We start from the raw sequence: 18,093 nt of genomic DNA on the forward strand, positions 1-18,093 counted from the left end.
GCTTAGTGCGAGGCTTTTTTGTGGCCGCGTTTTCGTATGTTTAAAAGTTATAAATAAATCTTTATTTATTCTTTTTGTTTCTCATCGATTGCAGGCACATTGAACCCACACGCCAGAACACAGCACAGGAGCCGCACCCCATGAGCCTCAAACTCGGCGACATCGCCCCGGACTTCGAGCAGGAATCCAGCGAAGGCAAGATCCGCTTTCACGAATGGCTGGGCAGCAGCTGGGGTGTGCTGTTCTCCCACCCGGCAGACTTCACCCCGGTGTGCACCACCGAACTGGGCCTGACTGCCAAGCTCAAGGAAGACTTTGCCAAGCGCGGCGTGAAGGCCATCGCCCTGTCGGTCGACCCGGTCGACTCGCACCATAAGTGGATCGAGGATATCAACGAGACCCAGAACACCGTGGTCAACTTCCCGATCATCGCCGACGCCGACCGCAAGGTATCCGATCTGTACGACCTGATTCACCCCAACGCCAGCGACACCCTCACCGTGCGCTCGCTGTTCGTCATCGACCCGAACAAGAAGGTGCGCCTGACCATTACCTATCCGGCCAGTACCGGGCGCAACTTCAACGAAATCCTGCGTGTGATCGACTCGCTGCAGCTCACCGACAACCACAAGGTCGCCACGCCAGGTAACTGGCAGGACGGCGACGAGGTGGTGATCGTGCCTTCGCTGAAGGACGAAGACGAGATCAAGCAGCGCTTCCCGAAAGGTTATCGAGCGGTGAAACCGTATCTGCGGCTGACCCCGCAACCAAATCGCTGATGAATTCCTCGTTGCATTGCTCTTAGCCATAGCAGGGATTTTCGGGCCGTTTCGACGGCCCTTTTTTATGCCTGCGAAATGCTGAATGAAATAGTCAAAAATGGAATAAACAAATAAATAAATATGATTTCTAGATATATGAACGGGCTGGTAATGTCACTCCAACAGAACACCAGGCAACGCCGAGACCACTGACCGGCCGAGCCATCGCTCCACCACCTTACTCGCCCGCCAACGAGGCAAGCAGGTGCAACCCGAACCTAATCGCACAGGAGAGCGCCATGCGCACAGTCTTCTTGCGTCGTGGTCTGGTCGCCCTGTTTGCGGCGGCTGTGTCCTTCGGCGTCATCACCCAAGCCCAGGCCGAAAGCCTGCGTATCGGTTATCAGAAATACGGCACCTTGGTGCTGCTCAAGGCCAAGGGCACGCTGGAGAAGCGCCTGGCCGAGCAGGGCGTGCAAGTGCAGTGGACCGAGTTCCCTGGCGGCCCGCAGCTGCTCGAAGGGCTGAACGTCGGCTCGATCGACTTCGGTGTCACCGGCGAGACACCGCCCGTGTTCGCCCAAGCCGCTGGCGCCGACCTGCTCTACGTGGCCTACGAGCCGCCAGCACCGCACAGCGAAGCCATCCTCGTGCCGAAAGGCTCGACGATCCAGTCGGTGAAAGAGCTCAAAGGCAAGAAAGTAGCCTTCAACAAAGGCTCCAACGTTCACTACCTGCTGGTCCGCGCCCTGCAAGACGCCGGCCTCACGTACAGCGACATCCAGCCTGTCTATCTGCCACCTGCCGATGCCCGCGCCGCCTTCGAGCGTGGCAGTGTCGATGCCTGGGTGATCTGGGACCCGTACCAGGCCGCCGCCGAGCAACAGTTGCAGGCCCGTACCCTGCGTGACGGCAAGGACCTGGTCGACAACCACCAGTTCTACCTGGCCACCCGCAACTACGCCACCCAGCACCCGGCGGTGATCAGCACCCTGATCGACGAAGTGCGTGCCGTGGGCCAGTGGTCCCAGGCCAACCCGCAGGAAGTCACCGACCAGGTCGCGCCACTGCTCGGCCTGCCTGCCGACATCACCCTGACCTCGGTCAAGCGCCAAGGCTACGGTGCCCAGCCGCTCACCCCGCAAGTGGTGGCCGCGCAACAGAAGATCGCCGACACCTTCCAGGCGCTCAAGCTGATTCCCAAGCCGCTGAGCATCAAGGACGTGATCTGGACACCCCCGGCCAAGGTCGCCACTGCGCCTTGATTGATTCGCCTGCGTCGGGGCGCCGCCCCGGCTGAGCCACCCTTGAGGAGACAACTCCAATGAGCCTTAACATATTCTGGTTCCTCCCTACCCACGGTGACGGCAAGTACCTGGGCACTTCCGACGGCGCGCGCGCGGTCGATCATGGTTACCTGCAGCAGATCGCCCAGGCCGCCGACCGCCTGGGTTTCGGAGGTGTGCTAATCCCTACCGGGCGTTCCTGCGAGGACTCCTGGCTGGTGGCAGCGTCACTGATTCCGGTGACCCAGCGCCTGAAGTTCCTGGTGGCCCTGCGCCCAGGCATCATTTCGCCGACCGTGGCCGCACGCCAGGCCGCGACTCTCGACCGGTTGTCCAACGGACGTGCGCTGTTCAACCTGGTGACCGGTGGCGACCCGGACGAGCTGGCCGGTGACGGGCTGCACCTGAATCACCAGGAACGCTACGAAGCCTCGGTCGAGTTCACCCGCATCTGGCGCAAGGTGCTGGAAGGCGAGAACGTCGACTACGACGGCAAGCACATCCAGGTGAAGGGTGCCAAGCTGCTCTACCCACCGATCCAGCAACCGCGTCCACCGCTGTACTTTGGTGGTTCGTCGGAAGCGGCCCAGGACCTCGCGGCTGAGCAGGTCGAGCTGTACCTGACCTGGGGCGAGCCACCGAGCGCCGTGGCCGAGAAGATCGCCCAGGTACGTGAGAAAGCTGCCGCCCAGGGCCGCGAAGTACGCTTCGGCATCCGCCTGCATGTGATCGTGCGGGAGACCAACGAAGAAGCCTGGGCTGCCGCCGACAAACTGATCTCGCACCTGGACGACGACACCATTGCCCGTGCCCAGGCCTCGCTGGCGCGTTTCGACTCGGTCGGCCAGCAGCGCATGGCAGCCCTGCACAAGGGCAACCGCGACAACCTGGAAGTCAGCCCCAACCTCTGGGCCGGTGTCGGCCTGGTGCGTGGCGGTGCCGGCACCGCGCTGGTCGGCGATGGCCCGACCGTGGCGGCACGGGTCAAGGAATACGCCGAGCTGGGTATCGATACCTTCATCTTCTCCGGTTATCCACACCTGGAGGAGTCGTATCGGGTAGCCGAACTGCTGTTCCCGCACATCGATGTGCAACGCCCGGAGCAGGCCAAGACTGGTGGCTACGTGAGCCCGTTCGGCGAGATGGTCGCCAACGACATTCTGCCCAAGTCCGTCGCGCAGAGCTGAGGGCCGGGCCATGAGTCGTGCAACCTCTACCACCTTGAGCCAGCGCCTGGCGCCATGGGCGCTGCCGGTGCTGCTGCTGGCGGCCTGGCAACTGGCGGTCAGCGCCGGCTGGCTGTCGACCCGCATCCTGCCTGCGCCGAGCGCGGTGGTCAGTGCTGGCGTCGAACTGGTGCGCAGCGGCGAAATCTGGACCCACCTGGCCATCAGTGGCTGGCGAGCCGGGCTGGGCTTCGTGATCGGCGGCAGCATCGGCCTGGTGCTGGGCTTCATCACCGGCTTGTCGAACTGGGGCGAACGCCTGCTCGACAGCTCGGTGCAGATGATCCGCAACGTGCCGCACCTGGCGCTGATCCCGCTGGTGATCCTGTGGTTCGGTATCGACGAGTCGGCAAAGATCTTCCTGGTCGCGCTGGGCACGCTGTTCCCTATCTACCTGAATACCTACCACGGCATCCGCAATGTCGACCCGGCACTGGTGGAGATGGCCCGCAGCTATGGCCTGTCCGGCTTCGGCCTGTTCCGCCAGGTGATCTTGCCCGGGGCGTTGCCTTCGATCCTGGTCGGGGTGCGTTTCGCCCTGGGTTTCATGTGGCTGACGCTGATCGTTGCCGAGACCATTTCGGCCAACGCCGGCATCGGTTACCTGGCCATGAACGCGCGTGAATTCCTGCAAACCGACGTCGTGGTGCTGGCCATCGTCCTGTACGCCGTACTCGGCAAGCTCGCCGACCTCGCCGCCCGCGGCCTGGAACGGGTGTGGCTGCGCTGGCACCCGGCCTACCAGGTTGCGAAGAAGGAGGGCGCATGACCGTGCTCAAGGAACAGCCGCCACGCCTGCTGCGTGGTATCCCGCTGGCCGCCAACGGCCTGCGCAAGGCCTTCGGCCAGCGGGACGTGTTGAAAGGCATCGACCTGCACATTCCGGCCGGCCAGTTCGTCGCCATCGTCGGCCGCAGTGGTTGCGGCAAGAGCACCTTGCTACGCCTGCTGGCGGGGCTCGACCAGCCGACCTCCGGCGAGTTGCTGGCCGGCGCCGCACCGCTGAGCGAGGCCCGCGAGGAGACCCGCCTGATGTTCCAGGACGCACGCCTGCTGCCCTGGAAGAAGGTGATCGACAACGTCGGCCTGGGCCTGCGCGGTGACTGGCGCCAGCGTGCGCTGGATGCCCTGGAGGCGGTTGGCCTGGCCGATCGCGCCAATGAATGGCCGGCGGCGTTGTCCGGTGGCCAGAAGCAGCGCGTGGCCCTGGCCCGCGCCTTGATCCACCAACCGCGCCTGCTGCTGCTGGATGAGCCGCTGGGTGCGCTGGATGCGCTGACGCGCATCGAGATGCAGCAACTGATCGAACGCCTGTGGCGTCAGCACGGTTTTACCGTGCTGCTGGTGACCCACGACGTCAACGAGGCGGTGGCCGTCGCTGACCGGGTAATCCTGATCGAGGACGGCGAAGTCGGCCTGGACCTCACTGTCGACCTGGCTCGGCCCAGGGCGCGTGGTTCGCATCGCCTGGCTGCGCTGGAAAGCGAAGTGCTCAACCGTGTTCTGTCGACCCCGGGCTCTGCGCCTGAGCCGGACCCTGTAGCCCCTTTGCCCACGCAATTGCGCTGGGCGCACTGAATGACCACTGACCAGACTGAAGCCATAGAGAAGGAGTCAAGCCATGACCATCAAAGCCATCAACGTCCGCAACCAGTTCAAAGGCACCGTGAAAGAAATCCTCGAAGGCCCGGTACTGTCGGAAATCGACGTGCAGACGGCCTCCGGTATCGTCACTTCGGTGATTACTACCCGCTCCGTGAAAGAGCTGGAACTGCAGGTGGGCAGCGAAGTGATCGCCTTCGTGAAATCGACTGAAGTTTCCATTGCCAAGCTGTAAGCACTCGTCTCTGGGCGGCTGTGCCGCCCAGGGGGATGCCAACTCAGTTGGCCGGTCGCAGGTTGGCGAACAGTCGGCTGGCTTGCGTTTCGCTCATGCTTCCCCGCCAGGCGCCTGTGCCCAGGTCGCGCTCACTGGCCAGTTTCAGGTGACCCGCTTCCAGCCGTGAGAAACCCTGCGCCGGTTTCTGCCGGAAGTGGAAGTGGGCATACCACAGTGGCTGCCGCGTACCCAGGTCATCGATGCGGTATTCCTCCAGGTATTCGATCGGCCTGCCCTTGTTGTCCAGTTTCGGCTTCAACGTACGAGACCAGGCCACTTCCACCTCATGCTGTTCAACCAGGTATTCCAGGTAGCCGATGGTCGGTTTGTGGGTGGCCTTGGTTTGGGCGATTCGTAGCTGACGGCCAAGGTCTTGCACCTGCTCGGCGGCAGCTTCCAGTCTTTGCGAAAGGCCAGAGTGCTCGGCGGTGATCGAGAGCCCGGCCTTCTGGCGGATCCTGTCAGCAATGAAGCGCAGCTGTTGCGCATACCCCTGGGCGATGTCTTCCAGGTCGAGAGGGATTGCATCGGCTGTCTGAAAGCGGCGCAACCTGGCCTGCTGCCTGGCGACATCCGCCAGTCGAGCGTTGCCAGCGTTCACGAGGTTCGACAGGGACTGCGTGGGTGCTGCGCGTTCGGCTGTGGATAACCGCCATTGGCCGGCTTCGTCCATGGCATAGACCGTGTGCGGGCGGTCGGAGTGGGGTCGATTGATGCGCATGCGCAGCTGCCCCTGCTCGCTGAAGGCTTCGCCGATAAGCGGCCCCTCCACGGTTTCGAACAAGCGTGGGCGGCTAGGGCCGCGATCGGGTTGGATATCTGGGCGTTGTCGGCCGGCGGTGGCCCTGCCGAGGTGTTCCTCAATGTCGTCCATGAACTGGCGCATCAGTTGCCGGAATGCACGCGTTTCGTTAGGCGACAGCAAGTCGTGGAAGTTGTCCTCCCAAGCCGTGAGATGGCTCAGGTAGCGAGCGTAGCGGGTTTGCGCGCTGCTCAGAAATGTACGCTCCTGAGGGCGGGAAAGCCCGGCCCTGGGTAATTTCAAATGACTGAAAAGGGTACTGCGCAAGGCAATGCCTTGTTCATGGAAGTGATCCATGAACGAGCCCAACAGGGGATGCTCCACGGCGCTTTCGTTGAATAACGTGGTCGAGAGGATTGAGGCCCGAACCAGGCGTGCATTGTCGACGTCCAGGGTAAGTCCTGTACTTTCTGCCAGCTCGAGGTAGTCGGCCCGTGCTTTGCCCTGCAGGTGATTGAGCCTGGCTTGGTGACGCATGGCAAGGCGCTCGATTTGCTGCAAGGTTTCGATCATTTCCTGGTTTGCCTTCAGTGCGGCCAGGGTCAGGGGCTTCACCACTGCAGCCGGGGCTGAGGGCGCGGGCAGGGCGTGGATGGCGGCGGCCGCGAGTGACGCTTGGGTCGCGGCCAGGTTGAGGCGGCCAGATGCCAGCCGCATGTCGAGCACGCTCATCTCGCTGATGTTCGCCTCGCACAGTGCCGTGAACCTGCTGTAGTCCGCCCTGCTCAGCGTTGCACGTTGCTCCCTGAGGCGCACCATGCTGTGCAAGTTGAATTCGATACTCCGGTTGAGTTCGTCGCTCAGTTGTTTGCGTGCATTGACGATCGCCGCGCGTTGCGCGTCGCTTGGTTGAGCGCCTTCCGCGATGGCTTGCAAGGCCGTGCGGTAGTCCGCTTGCCTGGTTTCCATGCGGGTTCTTATGCGTATCAGCTCATCGTTGATGTCATGCGCGAGGTCCATGCCGGTCAGTTGTCGTGGTTGTCGACGAATGGCTTGACGCCAGTAGGCAACCCCGTGGTTGTAGAGCGTGGTAAGGGCACCGCCGCCGCCCTCCAGGCCATTGTCGACCAGCAGCCCGCTGAGCCTGCCGGGGGTTTCCCAGATTCCCTGTTCACTCAGCCGTACGGGTTGACGATAGGAGCGAGTACCCTGGGGTTTGAGCCTCCAGGTGAGATATGCCGGGTCCCACTCGACGGTGTACCAGGCGCCGTTCCTCGATATGTAGCGCTGCCGCGTTGCCACGTGTTCGAACACGCCCGCCCCTTGCGGCAGCGTCGAGGGCAGCATGGGGCCGGTTGGCAACTCTGCCTCGTAGCCCACGAACGGGCTGGGGGGCGCCTTGCGAATCGCGGGCAACGGTCGCAGCGGGTCAATGCGCTGTCGTTGTTGGGTCAGCAGACGGGCCGCTACTGCAGGGTTGCCGGAGGTGGCTGCCAGCGGCACGAGCGAGATCATGGCGTCGGTCAATGACTGCAGCAGGCTGACCAGATGCTGAAGGCTCTCTTCGAGCCGGCCTTGCCCGAAGGCCCTGACCGCAGCGTATGTTGCATGCCAACCATCGTACAGTGCCATGGCCGTACCGACGCCTGGCAAGATGCCGAACGCTATTCTCAAACCCAGAAACAAGTGCCGAATGGCAACTTCAGGCTCGGCGAGGGCCAGGTCGGCCTGGCTGCGTGACGTGGCGCGGTGGTTGCGTATGTGCTCGCCCATCTCCTGGCGGCACTCGTATGTAGGCAAGGGCTCGTAATGTGTTGGGCCTGGCTCGATGAAGCCCCGGAAGTTTTGTTGCAGAGCGGTGTTGATGTAGCTTTCAAGGTGATCAGGGTTACCCGATTGGGACTGGCTGGCCAGGTATCGAGCCATCTTGCTGTCCAGTGCCATGTCCTGCAGTGCCTGGCAGGCAGCGGTAGGGCTTGGGTACTGGCTGATGATTTTGCCGTTTGGCACATCGGGCATGTACAGTAGCACGGGGCCAGCAGCGCCCTTGATCAGGTAGATGCCCGAAAGCCCGACGCTGTCGCTGGAGCCATCTGCCGCCGTGCCTGGCTTGAGCATCACCGAATGGTATTTGATCGTTCTGGTGGTAACGGCGTCGAGCTGTTCGCTGCAGAACGTTTCCAAAAGCTGCTGGCCGTCGGCTGCCAGGTTGGTCGGTCGGCTCGTCACTAGCAGTTGCAGGCGAATTTCGTACGGGGTGCGAAGGGTTTCCTGGCGCCATTGCACTTGCCAGTCGGACTCGTGTTCAAAGCCCAGATACGTTTGCGTAATGCGATTCTCGTAGCTGCCGGCGATATCCAGCTGCTGGATAAGGTTGGCCAGGTAGGCAGGCGTCAGTGTGCGTTGCAGAGAGGGATCAACCGCTGGCTCGAACCTGACGTTGGCATTGTTCAAACGCAGGCGCCGCTCATCATCCAATGCCCATAACATGAAAGACGCCAGTGTGACTTCGCTACGCGACGTGCTGAATACGGGCACTTCTCGGGATCCAGCTCCGCCAGTCGCCGATTGGCCCGTCACTTCGCGCCTCACGGTCACGCTGTCGGCGATATCGAGGGTAATGTGCGGTATTGTCTGCTGGGCAAATTCACGGCGTAGATGGGCATTCAACCTGCGCTGCGCAAATTGCTTGCGTGATGGCAAGCTCAGATTGAGCAGCTCGGTGGAGGCACGCAGCGCATCTTTCAGTGCGTCTGTCTGGGTCCTCAGCGTGGTGAGCTGGTTTGCGTCAAGGTGGCGCAACGCACTCAATCGCCCGTGGATGTGGCTGCTGCGGTTCTGTTCGGCAAAGCGTGCCAAGGCTATCGCCCTGGCGCGGTTCTCGCTTATGCACAGGCGCTGCCGGGCTTGCTCCCGGCTGGTATCGGCAGGCAAGCCGGCTGCAATGGCTTGCACGCAGTGCTGCATGAAATGCGACGAAACGGTAACGTGGGTGAAGGTCACCGAAGGCGAGTCGGACAATGCTTGCAGGATCTGCATTTCATCGGCTGGCTGCGTCGACTCCAGCAGCGCATCGGGCCATGCGCCGTGAAGCGTGGCACGCAATCGCCTGGCAAGCGCTGATTCGTCTTCGAACGCCATCAGTCCGCCACGCAGGCCTGGCCTGTACAGCAGCACCGTTTGGTCTTCTGTCTCCTCGTCATCCATCGGGATGGCGCGAAACGCCATGTAGCCACGCAGCTGCCACTTGCGATTTACGCTGACCAGCTCCAGTGTGCTGGCTTGCACTAGGCGTTGCAGGCTTGCTTCAGGCCTTTCGACGAGCCTTTCAACCCAGTCCAGATGGTTGGCGGACAGATCACCCAAAGTATGCTGCAGACGAGCTTCTTTCAGCAAAGCCTGGCATAGCCCGTCGGCGATCCGTTCTATCCGTGTTACTTCACCCACGCGCTGCTGCAGGCCGGTATTGGTTACTGGATCGGGCAACTCCAGCAGTAATGTGTCATGCGTGTCCTGCAGCTGGTCGAGCAACGCCTGACGCTCTCGTAACAGCGATACCTTGTCTGAAGTGAGTTTCAGGTCACTGCCCAGATACTGTTCCAGCAGCGTTTCCTGGCGCTCGACTAGCAGTTGGCGCCAGCCTGTGGGCAAGTGTTGCTCCAAACAGGCAAAGTGTACTTCCTCTTCCGGCAGTGCAGCATCTTTGGTGATCACTTCATCGATGGCTGCTTCGACGGTAGGGTCCAGAGCCTTTGGAACAATTTCGCCACGCTCGTTTTCCCAAGCTTGCAGGGCGGTCCAGTCCAAGGGATCGGTTTCACTTTCCATGCAGGCCTCGAGCAGGAAGTGATCAGTGATTTCCTGATGCTGGCGCAAGGTCTGATCCATGATCAGTCTGATGCCATCGCCTTGAACCTCGGTGACCAGAACGTCGTCGCGGGTGCCGGCCGTTATCGGATCCCTCGGGTCCGACCAGAATCTGTAGCGATTTTGGTAGATCCAGTCGCGCAGACTCTCAACGTTGGCGAATTGCTGCACACTGTTCAGGGTGCCCGGAATATAGATCAGCCAGTGCGCCTGGCCGGACGCGGGGGCGATCAACAGCGCAGCCGTGCTGGTCAGTTTTCTGCCAGTCGCCAATCGCCATTGCAACTGCGCATGGCGTGGTGATGATTGCCGGCCTTGCTGCCAGCTGCTGGTGCTCAGTGCACCCCGGCCGTATGCAATGTCCAGGCTGCTGTTGAAATGCTGACGTAGCAGTCTCACTGCGTGTGTTTGCCGTGAAACGTCTTTCCCCGGCATTCGTTCTCCCCAGTAGTTGAGGGGCGTGTGCAGCTTCGCCGCGTTCACTACCGGACTGAGGTGGCTGGCCAATTGTGCGGCAGTCGTTTGCGCGTGTGCTGACCCTTCGTCGAAACCCCAGGTAGACCAATCGGCAAAGGGATTGGCGAACACCGGGCTAGCCAGCAAGCGGGTGGCGAAGGTCAGCAAGGTCACCTGGCTATCGCCATGGCGCAAGCCGCAGGCGTCAGGCGAGATCTGCAGGTTCGCCTGCAATGCGGTGCGTACGGTCTGCTGCAGGTCGGGCGCCTGGCTCAACAGGGTTCGCAGCTGCCTGGCAGCTGGGGCCAAGGCTTGCCGAGCGGCTACAAGCAGGTTGCCCATACCTGGCAGTTGATGGTCGTGGCTGACACGGCCGGCCAGGTCGAGCGTTTCGAGGGTGACGGCAAGGGGTGCTTTTGAAGGGGGCATGAACAAAAGTCTCTCTGAGGTTGCGCTTACGCTGAAGCCTCATTGAAACGATCATTGTGTTACGCCCGGTGGTAGGTATTTCTGCTCAGGCGGGGATGCGTCTTGGCAGGAAGGGTGGCAGATAGAGCGCCAGATACGCCTCAAACACCCGCATGCCTTCTTCCGCCATGCGCGGCGTGATCTGTTCGAACAGCTGCATCGAGCGCGCATAGACGCGGTCGCTCAGCTCCATGGCCAAGGCAAAGACATCGACATCGTCCGGCATTGCCGGCAACTGGAAGTGACGACTGAACAGGCTGTGCATCAGGTCGCCCAGTTCCATGTCGTGCAGCCTGTCGGCCTGGACCACTTCACTCAGACCATGCTGGGCAAGTATCAGCTGTCGAGCCGCGGCATCCTCGCGGTAGATGTCGAGCATGCGTTGCTCGATCAGCCGCGACAGTTGGTGCCAGGTGGTGAAGGCACTGCTGTCGATCGGCGCACTCAAAGCCTCGCGAAACGCCCGGTGCACATCAGCGGTCAACGCTTCCAGCAAGGCCGGAACGCTGGCAAAGAAGTGATAGACCGACGAAGGCGGAATCTGTGCCCGCTCGGCCACGCTGTAGATCGACAGGGCTGCCACCCCTTGTTCCGCCAACAGCTCGCGCGCGGCCGCCAGGATCGCTTCGATCCTGGCCTGGCTGCTGGCGCGGGGCTTGCGTGGGGTGGCAGTGCGGCTCATCAGTTGCTGATCGCCAGGATACTGGCCTGGTAGGCGCCAACGAACAGGTCGAAGTCACCGACTTCTTCTTGTTCCAGCTCGGACTGCTTGGCGAGCGATTCGCGCGCCAAGGTCTCGAAGGCCTGTTGCTGCTCGACCGACAGCGGTTGCTCGCGGAAGGTCTCGGCATGCAGGCGGCTCTGGCGCAGGGAGAACTGGACGAAGGTTTCATCGTGTTCGGTCATGCGCGCCAGCACCTGGGCCGACGGGGTCAGCGAGGCGTCATCGACCTTGGCCTGCTGGCTGGCGAGAGCCTTGGCGTGTTCGCCGCCGCCCTGGGCGCTGTCGAGCAACGTCGCCAGCTGGCCGATGCGGCCGATCAGATCGGTAGCCCACTCGCGCAGGCCGACGGGCTGGCCGTTGCGCTGCAGTTCCAGGCCCGGGCGACGGCCTTCCTTGACCACGGTAAGGAAGTTGCTGGTGCACTGGCCGCACTCGCCGTTGTCCAGCTGCGGGCTCTCTTCGAGGGCGCAGAACAACAGGAACGCGTCGAGGAAGCGTGCCTCGGTCAGGTCGATGCCTACCGGCAGGAACGGGTTGATGTCCAGGCAGCGCACTTCGACGTACTGCACACCGCGCGAGGTCAACGCCTGGATTGGCCGCTCGCCGGTGTAGGTGACGCGTTTCGGGCGGATGTTCGAGTAGTACTCGTTCTCGATCTGCAGGATGTTGGTGTTCAACTGCACCCATTCGCCATCCACGTGGGTACCGACCTCGACGTAAGGCGGGTAGGGCGTGCCTACGGCCTTGCGCAGGCTGTCGGTGTAGCTGGCGAGGTTGTTGTAGCACGGCGTGAGGCCGGCCTGGGCATTGCTCTGGTAGCCCAGGTCGCTCATGCGCAGGCTGGTGGCGTACGGCAGGTACAGGGTTTCGGCATCCAGCTCGTCGAGCTGGTGCGGGCGGCCACGCAGGAAGCCCTTGTCCAGTGCCGGCGAGGCGCCGAACAGGTACATCAGCAGCCAGCTGTAGCGGCGGAAGTTGCGGATCAGCGCGATGTACGCCGAGGACTGGTAGTCGCGGTCGCTTTCCTCGCCACCTTCGGCATCGCGCAGCAGTGGCCACAGCGCTTCAGGCAGTGAGAAGTTGTAATGGATACCGGCGATGCACTGCATGGTGCGGCCGTAACGCAGGGCCAGGCCCTTGCGGTAGACGTGCTTGAGCTTGCCGATGTTCGAGGTGCCGTACTCGGCGATCGGGATGTCCTCCTCGGCCGGCAGCGTGCAGGGCATCGACGGGCTCCACAGGTATTCGTCGCCGAGCTTGCTGTAGACGAAGCGGTGGGTCTGTTCGAGGCTTTCGAGCACCTTGGCCGGGTCAGGCAGGGCCGGGGTGATGAACTCCAGCAGCGACTCGGAGTAGTCGGTGGTGATCTGCTCGTTGGTCAGCGCCGATCCCAGTGCTTCCGGGTGCGGGGTCTGGGCCAGGCGACCTTCGTCGGTCACGCGCAGGCATTCGCGCTCAATACCGTGCAGGCACTGCTTGAGCAGGGGAAGATTGGCGCCGAGCAGGCTCAGGCGGCGGTTGAGGAGGTCGCTCAAGATGTATTCCTTCACGCGTCAGTCGCCCCAATATGGGGGTAGAGATGACGGTCTACAAGGGTAGGAAGAAAGGAACTGGCGTTGTCGCCTGGTTTACGCGGTTCCGGCAGTGCCAGCGCACTGCCGAAAAATACCGCAGATACCCCTTGGTGAGCTAGAGAACCGCGAAGGTTCCTTGCGCTTTCGCCACCAGTTTGTCGCCTTGAACTACGTCGGCGTCGACCACCAGGGTACGGCGCCCGGCGTGCAGCACTCGGGCGGTGCACAGCACGTCACCGTCGCTGACGGCGCGCATGTAGTTGATCTTGCATTCGATGGTCACGCTCTGCTGGTCGAAGCCGTGGCTGGCCGAGCAGGCCAGGCCCATGGCGATGTCCACCAGGCTGAAGATCGCCCCGCCGTGTAGCTTCTGGCCACGGTTGCGCAGGTGCGGCTCGAGCGCCAGGGCTACCTCGGCAACGCCTGTGTCCAGGCGTTGCACGCGGCAGCCAAGGAGCTGGCTGTAGGCGCTTTGGACCAAGTCCTTGGGGATGTCCATCACTTCTTCTTCAGCTGCTTGGCGTTGGCGAACAAGGCGGCCATGGCGTTGTTGGCCGGGGCTGCAGTGGCTGTTTCACGCTGACGTGGCGCCTGCTGCTGGCGGTTGCCGCCGTTACCACGGTTACCGCCACGGTTGCCTTCAACTTTCTCGCCCGGGGTGTCGCTCATGCGCATGGACAGGCCGACCCGCTTGCGCGGGATGTCCACTTCCATGACCTTGACCTTGACCACGTCGCCGGCCTTGACCGCTTCACGCGGGTCCTTGACGAACTTCTCCGACAGCGCCGAGATGTGCACCAGGCCGTCCTGGTGCACGCCGATGTCGACGAAGGCACCGAAGTTGGTGACGTTGGTCACCACGCCTTCGAGGATCATGCCCGGCTCCAGGTCCTTGAGGTCCTCGACGCCGTCCTGGAAGGTGGCGGTCTTGAACTCCGGGCGTGGGTCACGGCCGGGCTTGTCCAGTTCCTGGAGGATGTCGGTGACGGTCGGCAGGCCGAAGGTCTCGTCGGTGAACTTTTTCGGGTCCAGGCGCTTGAGGAAACCGCTGTCGCCGATCAGCGAGCGGATGTCGCGGTCGGTGCCGGCGGCGATGCGTTGTACCAGCGGGTAGGCCTCAGGGTGCACGGCGGAGGCGTCGAGCGGGTTGTCGCCGTTCATCACACGGAGGAAGCCGGCGGCCTGTTCGAAGGTTTTCTCGCCCAGGCGGCTGACCTTTTTCAGTGCTGCACGGGTAGCGAACGGGCCGTTGGCGTCGCGGTGGGCGACGATGTTCTGCGCCAGGGTCGCGTTCAGGCCCGAAATACGGGTTAGCAGCGCCACCGAAGCAGTGTTCACGTCGACGCCCACGGCGTTCACGCAGTCCTCGACCACGGCGTCCAGGCCACGGGCCAGCTTGATTTGCGAAACGTCGTGCTGGTACTGGCCGACCCCGATGGATTTCGGGTCGATCTTCACCAGTTCGGCCAGCGGGTCCTGCAGGCGCCGGGCAATCGACACGGCACCACGGATCGATACGTCCAGGTCCGGGAATTCGCGGGCGGCCAGTTCAGACGCCGAGTACACCGACGCACCTGCCTCGGAGACCATGATCTTGGTGATCTTCAGCGCCGGATACTTCTTGACCAGCTCGGCCACCAGCTTGTCGCTCTCGCGGCTGGCGGTGCCGTTGCCGATGGCGATCAACTCCACCGAATGCTTGGCGCACAGTGCGGCCATGATGGAAATGGTGCGGTCCCAGTCGTTCTTCGGCGCGTGCGGGTAGACCGTGGTGTGGTCCAGCAGCTTGCCGGTAGCATCGACCACGGCGATCTTGCAGCCGGTGCGCAGGCCCGGGTCGAAGCCCAGGGTGGCGCGCGGGCCGGCCGGGGCGGCCAGCAGCAGGTCGTGCAGGTTGTGGGCGAAGACGTTGATCGCCTCGCCTTCGGCGTTGTCGCGCAGCTCGCCGAACAGGTCGGTTTCCAGGTGGGTGTAGAGCTTGACTTTCCAGGTCCAGCGCACCACCTCGCCCAACCATTTGTCGGCCGGCCGGCTGCGGTTTTCGATGCCGACGTGGTTGCTGATCATCAGTTCGCACGGGTGCAGGGTGCCAGGCAGTTCTTCGCCGACCTTGAGCGAGGCGCTCAGCACGCCTTCGTTGCGCCCGCGGAAGATCGCCAGGGCGCGGTGCGAAGGGGCAGTGCGCAGCAGCTCGTCATGGGCGAAGTAGTCGCGGAACTTGGCGCCTTCTTCTTCCTTGCCGGCGACCACGCGGGCGCTGAGTACCGCCTCCTGCTTGAGGAAGTTGCGCAGCTTGTCGAGCAGGGCGGCGTCTTCGGCGAAGCGCTCCATGAGGATGTACTTGGCGCCTTCCAGTGCGGCCTTGACGTCGGCCACGCCTTTCCCGGCATCGACGAAGCGCGCAGCTTCGCTTTCCGGGGCCAGGTTCGGGTCGTTGAACAGGCCGTCAGCCAGCTCGCCGAGGCCGGCTTCCAGGGCGATCTGGCCCTTGGTGCGGCGCTTCTGCTTGTACGGCAGGTAGAGGTCTTCGAGGCGGGTCTTGGTGTCGGCAAGCTTGATCTCGCGGGCCAGCTCCGGGGTCAGCTTGCCTTGTTCCTCGATGCTGGACAGGATGCTGGCGCGGCGCTCGTCAAGTTCGCGCAGGTAGCGCAGGCGCTCTTCCAGGTGGCGCAGCTGGGTGTCGTCGAGGCTACCGGTCACTTCCTTGCGGTAACGGGCGATGAAAGGCACGGTCGAGCCTTCGTCCAACAGGCCCACGGCCGCCTCGACCTGCTGGGGGCGTACGCCCAGTTCCTCGGCGATACGGCTGTTGATGCTGTCCATGTAAACCACCTGACATTTGTGAATACGGGGGTCGCCGGTGGGCCTTTGGCCCGGTGGCGCTGGATGAAAGCCGCGCATTATACCCATCGCAAACGGCTTGCGGTGATGGCGCCCGGCCAGCCGGAACTGGCGCCCGGGGAAAAATCTGCTAACAATGCTCACGCAACGTGCAGCAATGGCTACGCCATAATGCGCGGCGATATCAGAGGAGTTATTCATGACCGGCACCGCAAACACCGCTGAAGGTGACAAGATTCTCATCGTCGACGACGATCCGGGGCTCAGCAGCCTGCTGGAACGTTTCTTCACCAGCAAGGGCTATCGCGCCCGCGCGGTGCCCAACACCGAACAGATGGACCGCCTGCTCGCGCGCGAAGTGTTCAACCTGGTGGTACTCGACCTGATGCTGCCAGGCGAAGACGGCCTGTCCGCCTGCAAGCGCCTGCGCCAGTCGAACAACCAGATTCCCATCATCATGCTCACCGCCAAGGGTGACGAGCTCAGCCGCATCAAGGGCCTGGAACTGGGCGCTGACGACTACCTGGGCAAGCCGTTCAACCCTGACGAGCTGATGGCGCGGGTCAAGGCCGTGCTGCGCCGCCAGGCACCGAGCGTACCGGGTGCCCCGGGCAGCGAGGATGAGTCGGTCACGTTCGGCGACTACGAGCTGTCGTTGGCCACCCGTGAACTCAAGCGTGGCGACGAAGTGCACATGCTCACCACCGGTGAGTTCGCCGTGCTCAAGGCACTGGTGATGCACGCCCGCGAGCCGTTGACCCGCGACAAGCTGATGAACCTGGCCCGTGGCCGCGAGTGGGACGCCCTGGAGCGCTCCATCGACGTGCAGATCTCGCGCCTGCGCCGCATGATCGAACCGGACCCGTCCAAGCCACGCTACATCCAGACAGTCTGGGGCGTAGGCTACGTGTTCGTACCAGACGGAAACGCTGGCAAATGATGCTTCGCCGTCGATGAAAACGCCGCTCTGGTTCCCGCAAAGCTTCTTTGCCCGCACCCTGTGGCTGGTGCTGATCGTTGTCCTGTTCTCCAAGGCCCTCACGCTGGTCTATCTGTTGATGAACGAGGACGTGCTGGTCGATCGGCAGTACAGCCACGGTGTGGCGCTGACCCTGCGCGCCTATTGGGCTGCGGATGAAGAAAACCGCGACAAGATCGCCGAAGCCGCAGGGCTGATCCGGGTCACCGGTTCCGGTGTGCCGGAGGGTGAGCAGCACTGGCCTTACAGCGAGATCTACCAGCGGCAGATGCAGGCTGAGCTGGGTGAAGACACCGAGGTGCGCCTGCGCATCCATGCGCCACCAGCGCTGTGGGTGAACGCACCGAGCCTGGGCCCGGGCTGGCTCAAGGTGCCGCTGTACCCGCACCCGCTGCGTGGCCAGAAAATCTGGAACGTGCTGGGCTGGTTCCTGGCCATCGGCCTGTTGTCCACTGCCTCGGCGTGGATCTTCGTTCGCCAGCTCAACCAGCCGTTGAAGCGCCTGGTTTTTGCTGCCCGGCAGGTAGGCCAGGGGCGCAGCGTGCGCTTGCCGATCAGCGACACGCCTAGCGAAATGACCGAAGTTTACCGGGCCTTCAACCAGATGGCTGAAGATGTCGAGCAGGCCGGTCGTGAGCGGGAGTTGATGCTGGCGGGGGTTTCCCATGACCTGCGTACGCCGCTCACGCGCCTTCGGCTGTCGCTGTCGCTGCTGAACAGCGACAACGAGCTGAGTGATGACATGGTCCGCGACATCGAGGACATGGATGCGATTCTCGACCAGTTCCTCGCATTCATTCGCGATGGGCGGGACGAGCCGGTCGAGGAGGTCGACCTCGCCGACCTGGTGCGCGAGGTGGTGGCGCCCTATAACCAACCGGTAGAACGTGTGCGCCTGTGTCTGGAGCCGATTCCGCCGTTCCCGTTGCGCCGGGTTTCGCTCAAGCGCATGCTCGGCAACCTGATCGGCAATGCCCTGCATCACGCTGGCAAGGGCGTCGAGGTGGCGGCCTATGTGTCTGGAGACGAGAGCGCGCCGTATGTGGTGCTCAGTGTGCTGGACCGGGGGACCGGAATCGACGAATCGGAGCTGGAAACCATCTTCAACCCATTCATTCGCGGGGACCGTGCCCGTGGGGGCAAGGGAACCGGGTTGGGCTTGGCGATCGTCAAGCGGATTGCGGCGCAGCATGGCGGGAATGTCGAGTTGCGCAACCGGTCCGGTGGCGGTATCGAGGCGCGAGTGCGCTTGCCGTTGGGATTGCTGCTGCCGCGTAATGCGGTGTGAGG

14 protein-coding genes are annotated in these 18,093 nt (G+C 62.9%); 9 read left to right on the forward strand and 5 right to left on the reverse strand.

From position 1 onward, the window contains the following. Positions 1-140: 140 nt before the first annotated feature. The 6 genes from ACLEJU_RS12060 to ACLEJU_RS12085 all read left to right on the forward strand — a co-directional run bounded on the left by ACLEJU_RS12060 (position 141) and on the right by ACLEJU_RS12085 (position 5,110). A complete protein-coding gene (locus ACLEJU_RS12060; protein ID WP_027917624.1) occupies positions 141-779 on the forward strand; it encodes a peroxiredoxin in 639 nt (212 codons plus the stop codon). Positions 780-1,060: 281 nt separating this feature from the next. Next, complete coding sequence (locus tag ACLEJU_RS12065; RefSeq protein WP_435424207.1) at positions 1,061-2,026, forward strand: sulfonate ABC transporter substrate-binding protein; 966 nt, start codon at positions 1,061-1,063, stop codon at positions 2,024-2,026. A gap of 59 nt (positions 2,027-2,085) precedes the next feature. Continuing rightward, entirely contained in the window at positions 2,086-3,234 is a 1,149-nt protein-coding gene (gene ssuD, locus ACLEJU_RS12070; protein ID WP_435424206.1) for an FMNH2-dependent alkanesulfonate monooxygenase, read from the forward strand. 10 nt (positions 3,235-3,244) lie between these two features. Next, a complete protein-coding gene (ssuC, locus tag ACLEJU_RS12075; protein ID WP_159412850.1) occupies positions 3,245-4,042 on the forward strand; it encodes an aliphatic sulfonate ABC transporter permease SsuC in 798 nt (265 codons plus the stop codon). Then, positions 4,039-4,851, forward strand: coding sequence for an aliphatic sulfonates ABC transporter ATP-binding protein (gene ssuB / locus ACLEJU_RS12080; protein ID WP_435424205.1), 813 nt, complete (start codon positions 4,039-4,041; stop codon positions 4,849-4,851). The genes ssuC and ssuB overlap by 4 nt, the downstream gene beginning before the upstream one ends. Positions 4,852-4,894: 43 nt before the next feature. Continuing rightward, positions 4,895-5,110, forward strand: coding sequence for a TOBE domain-containing protein (locus ACLEJU_RS12085; protein ID WP_008095172.1), 216 nt, complete (start codon positions 4,895-4,897; stop codon positions 5,108-5,110). Positions 5,111-5,153: 43 nt separating this feature from the next. Here ACLEJU_RS12085 and ACLEJU_RS12090 read toward each other — a convergent pair whose 3' ends face one another. Then, positions 5,154-10,391, reverse strand: coding sequence for a dermonecrotic toxin domain-containing protein (locus ACLEJU_RS12090; RefSeq protein ID WP_435424204.1), 5,238 nt, complete (start codon positions 10,389-10,391; stop codon positions 5,154-5,156). A gap of 12 nt (positions 10,392-10,403) precedes the next feature. Between ACLEJU_RS12090 and ACLEJU_RS12095 the strand changes: the two genes are divergently transcribed. Continuing rightward, the gene (locus ACLEJU_RS12095) at positions 10,404-10,637 is read left to right on the forward strand and encodes a hypothetical protein (protein ID WP_435424203.1); all 234 of its coding nucleotides are present in this window, start codon (positions 10,404-10,406) and stop codon (positions 10,635-10,637) included. A gap of 94 nt (positions 10,638-10,731) precedes the next feature. Here the strand turns inward: ACLEJU_RS12095 and ACLEJU_RS12100 are convergent, their stop codons facing one another. The 4 genes from ACLEJU_RS12100 to ACLEJU_RS12115 all read right to left on the reverse strand — a co-directional run bounded on the left by ACLEJU_RS12100 (position 10,732) and on the right by ACLEJU_RS12115 (position 15,806). Continuing rightward, positions 10,732-11,367 (reverse strand): TetR/AcrR family transcriptional regulator, encoded by a 636-nt coding sequence (locus ACLEJU_RS12100; RefSeq protein WP_435424202.1) that lies wholly within the window; start codon positions 11,365-11,367, stop codon positions 10,732-10,734. Beyond that, positions 11,367-12,944, reverse strand: coding sequence for a glutamate--cysteine ligase (gshA, locus tag ACLEJU_RS12105; RefSeq protein WP_435424201.1), 1,578 nt, complete (start codon positions 12,942-12,944; stop codon positions 11,367-11,369). The genes ACLEJU_RS12100 and gshA overlap by 1 nt, the downstream gene beginning before the upstream one ends. Before the next feature lie 154 nt (positions 12,945-13,098). Then, positions 13,099-13,482 (reverse strand): PaaI family thioesterase, encoded by a 384-nt coding sequence (locus tag ACLEJU_RS12110; RefSeq protein ID WP_435424200.1) that lies wholly within the window; start codon positions 13,480-13,482, stop codon positions 13,099-13,101. Beyond that, positions 13,482-15,806, reverse strand: a complete 2,325-nt coding sequence (locus ACLEJU_RS12115) for a Tex family protein (protein ID WP_435424199.1) — start codon at positions 15,804-15,806, stop codon at positions 13,482-13,484. Before ACLEJU_RS12115 ends, ACLEJU_RS12110 begins: the two co-directional genes overlap by 1 nt. Positions 15,807-16,023: 217 nt before the next feature. Here ACLEJU_RS12115 and ompR point away from each other — a divergent pair, with 217 nt between their 5' ends. Next, entirely contained in the window at positions 16,024-16,764 is a 741-nt protein-coding gene (ompR, locus tag ACLEJU_RS12120) for an osmolarity response regulator transcription factor OmpR (protein WP_085273867.1), read from the forward strand. A 13-nt stretch (positions 16,765-16,777) separates the two neighbouring features. Continuing rightward, positions 16,778-18,091: an ATP-binding protein gene (locus tag ACLEJU_RS12125; RefSeq protein ID WP_435424198.1), complete on the forward strand. Its 1,314-nt coding sequence runs from the start codon at positions 16,778-16,780 to the stop codon at positions 18,089-18,091. Positions 18,092-18,093 lie beyond the last annotated feature (2 nt).

This window comes from Pseudomonas sp. SMN11 (assembly GCF_052041945.1).
GTDB lineage: Bacteria > Pseudomonadota > Gammaproteobacteria > Pseudomonadales > Pseudomonadaceae > Aquipseudomonas.

Bases quoted from the DNA above. Each gene is read 5' to 3' on its own strand.
- ACLEJU_RS12095 (WP_435424203.1), top strand. From the start codon at position 10,404: ATGGCGCAAGCCGCAGGCGTCAGGCGAGATCTGCAGGTTCGCCTGCAA.
- ACLEJU_RS12065 (WP_435424207.1), top strand. From the start codon at position 1,061: ATGCGCACAGTCTTCTTGCGTCGTGGTCTGGTCGCCCTGTTTGCGGCG.
- ACLEJU_RS12115 (WP_435424199.1), bottom strand. From the start codon at position 15,806: ATGGACAGCATCAACAGCCGTATCGCCGAGGAACTGGGCGTACGCCCC.
- ACLEJU_RS12085 (WP_008095172.1), top strand. From the start codon at position 4,895: ATGACCATCAAAGCCATCAACGTCCGCAACCAGTTCAAAGGCACCGTG.
- ompR (WP_085273867.1), top strand. From the start codon at position 16,024: ATGACCGGCACCGCAAACACCGCTGAAGGTGACAAGATTCTCATCGTC.
- ssuC (WP_159412850.1), top strand. From the start codon at position 3,245: ATGAGTCGTGCAACCTCTACCACCTTGAGCCAGCGCCTGGCGCCATGG.
- ACLEJU_RS12060 (WP_027917624.1), top strand. From the start codon at position 141: ATGAGCCTCAAACTCGGCGACATCGCCCCGGACTTCGAGCAGGAATCC.
- ACLEJU_RS12125 (WP_435424198.1), top strand. From the start codon at position 16,778: ATGAAAACGCCGCTCTGGTTCCCGCAAAGCTTCTTTGCCCGCACCCTG.
- ACLEJU_RS12100 (WP_435424202.1), bottom strand. From the start codon at position 11,367: ATGAGCCGCACTGCCACCCCACGCAAGCCCCGCGCCAGCAGCCAGGCC.
- ACLEJU_RS12110 (WP_435424200.1), bottom strand. From the start codon at position 13,482: ATGGACATCCCCAAGGACTTGGTCCAAAGCGCCTACAGCCAGCTCCTT.
- ssuD (WP_435424206.1), top strand. From the start codon at position 2,086: ATGAGCCTTAACATATTCTGGTTCCTCCCTACCCACGGTGACGGCAAG.
- ssuB (WP_435424205.1), top strand. From the start codon at position 4,039: ATGACCGTGCTCAAGGAACAGCCGCCACGCCTGCTGCGTGGTATCCCG.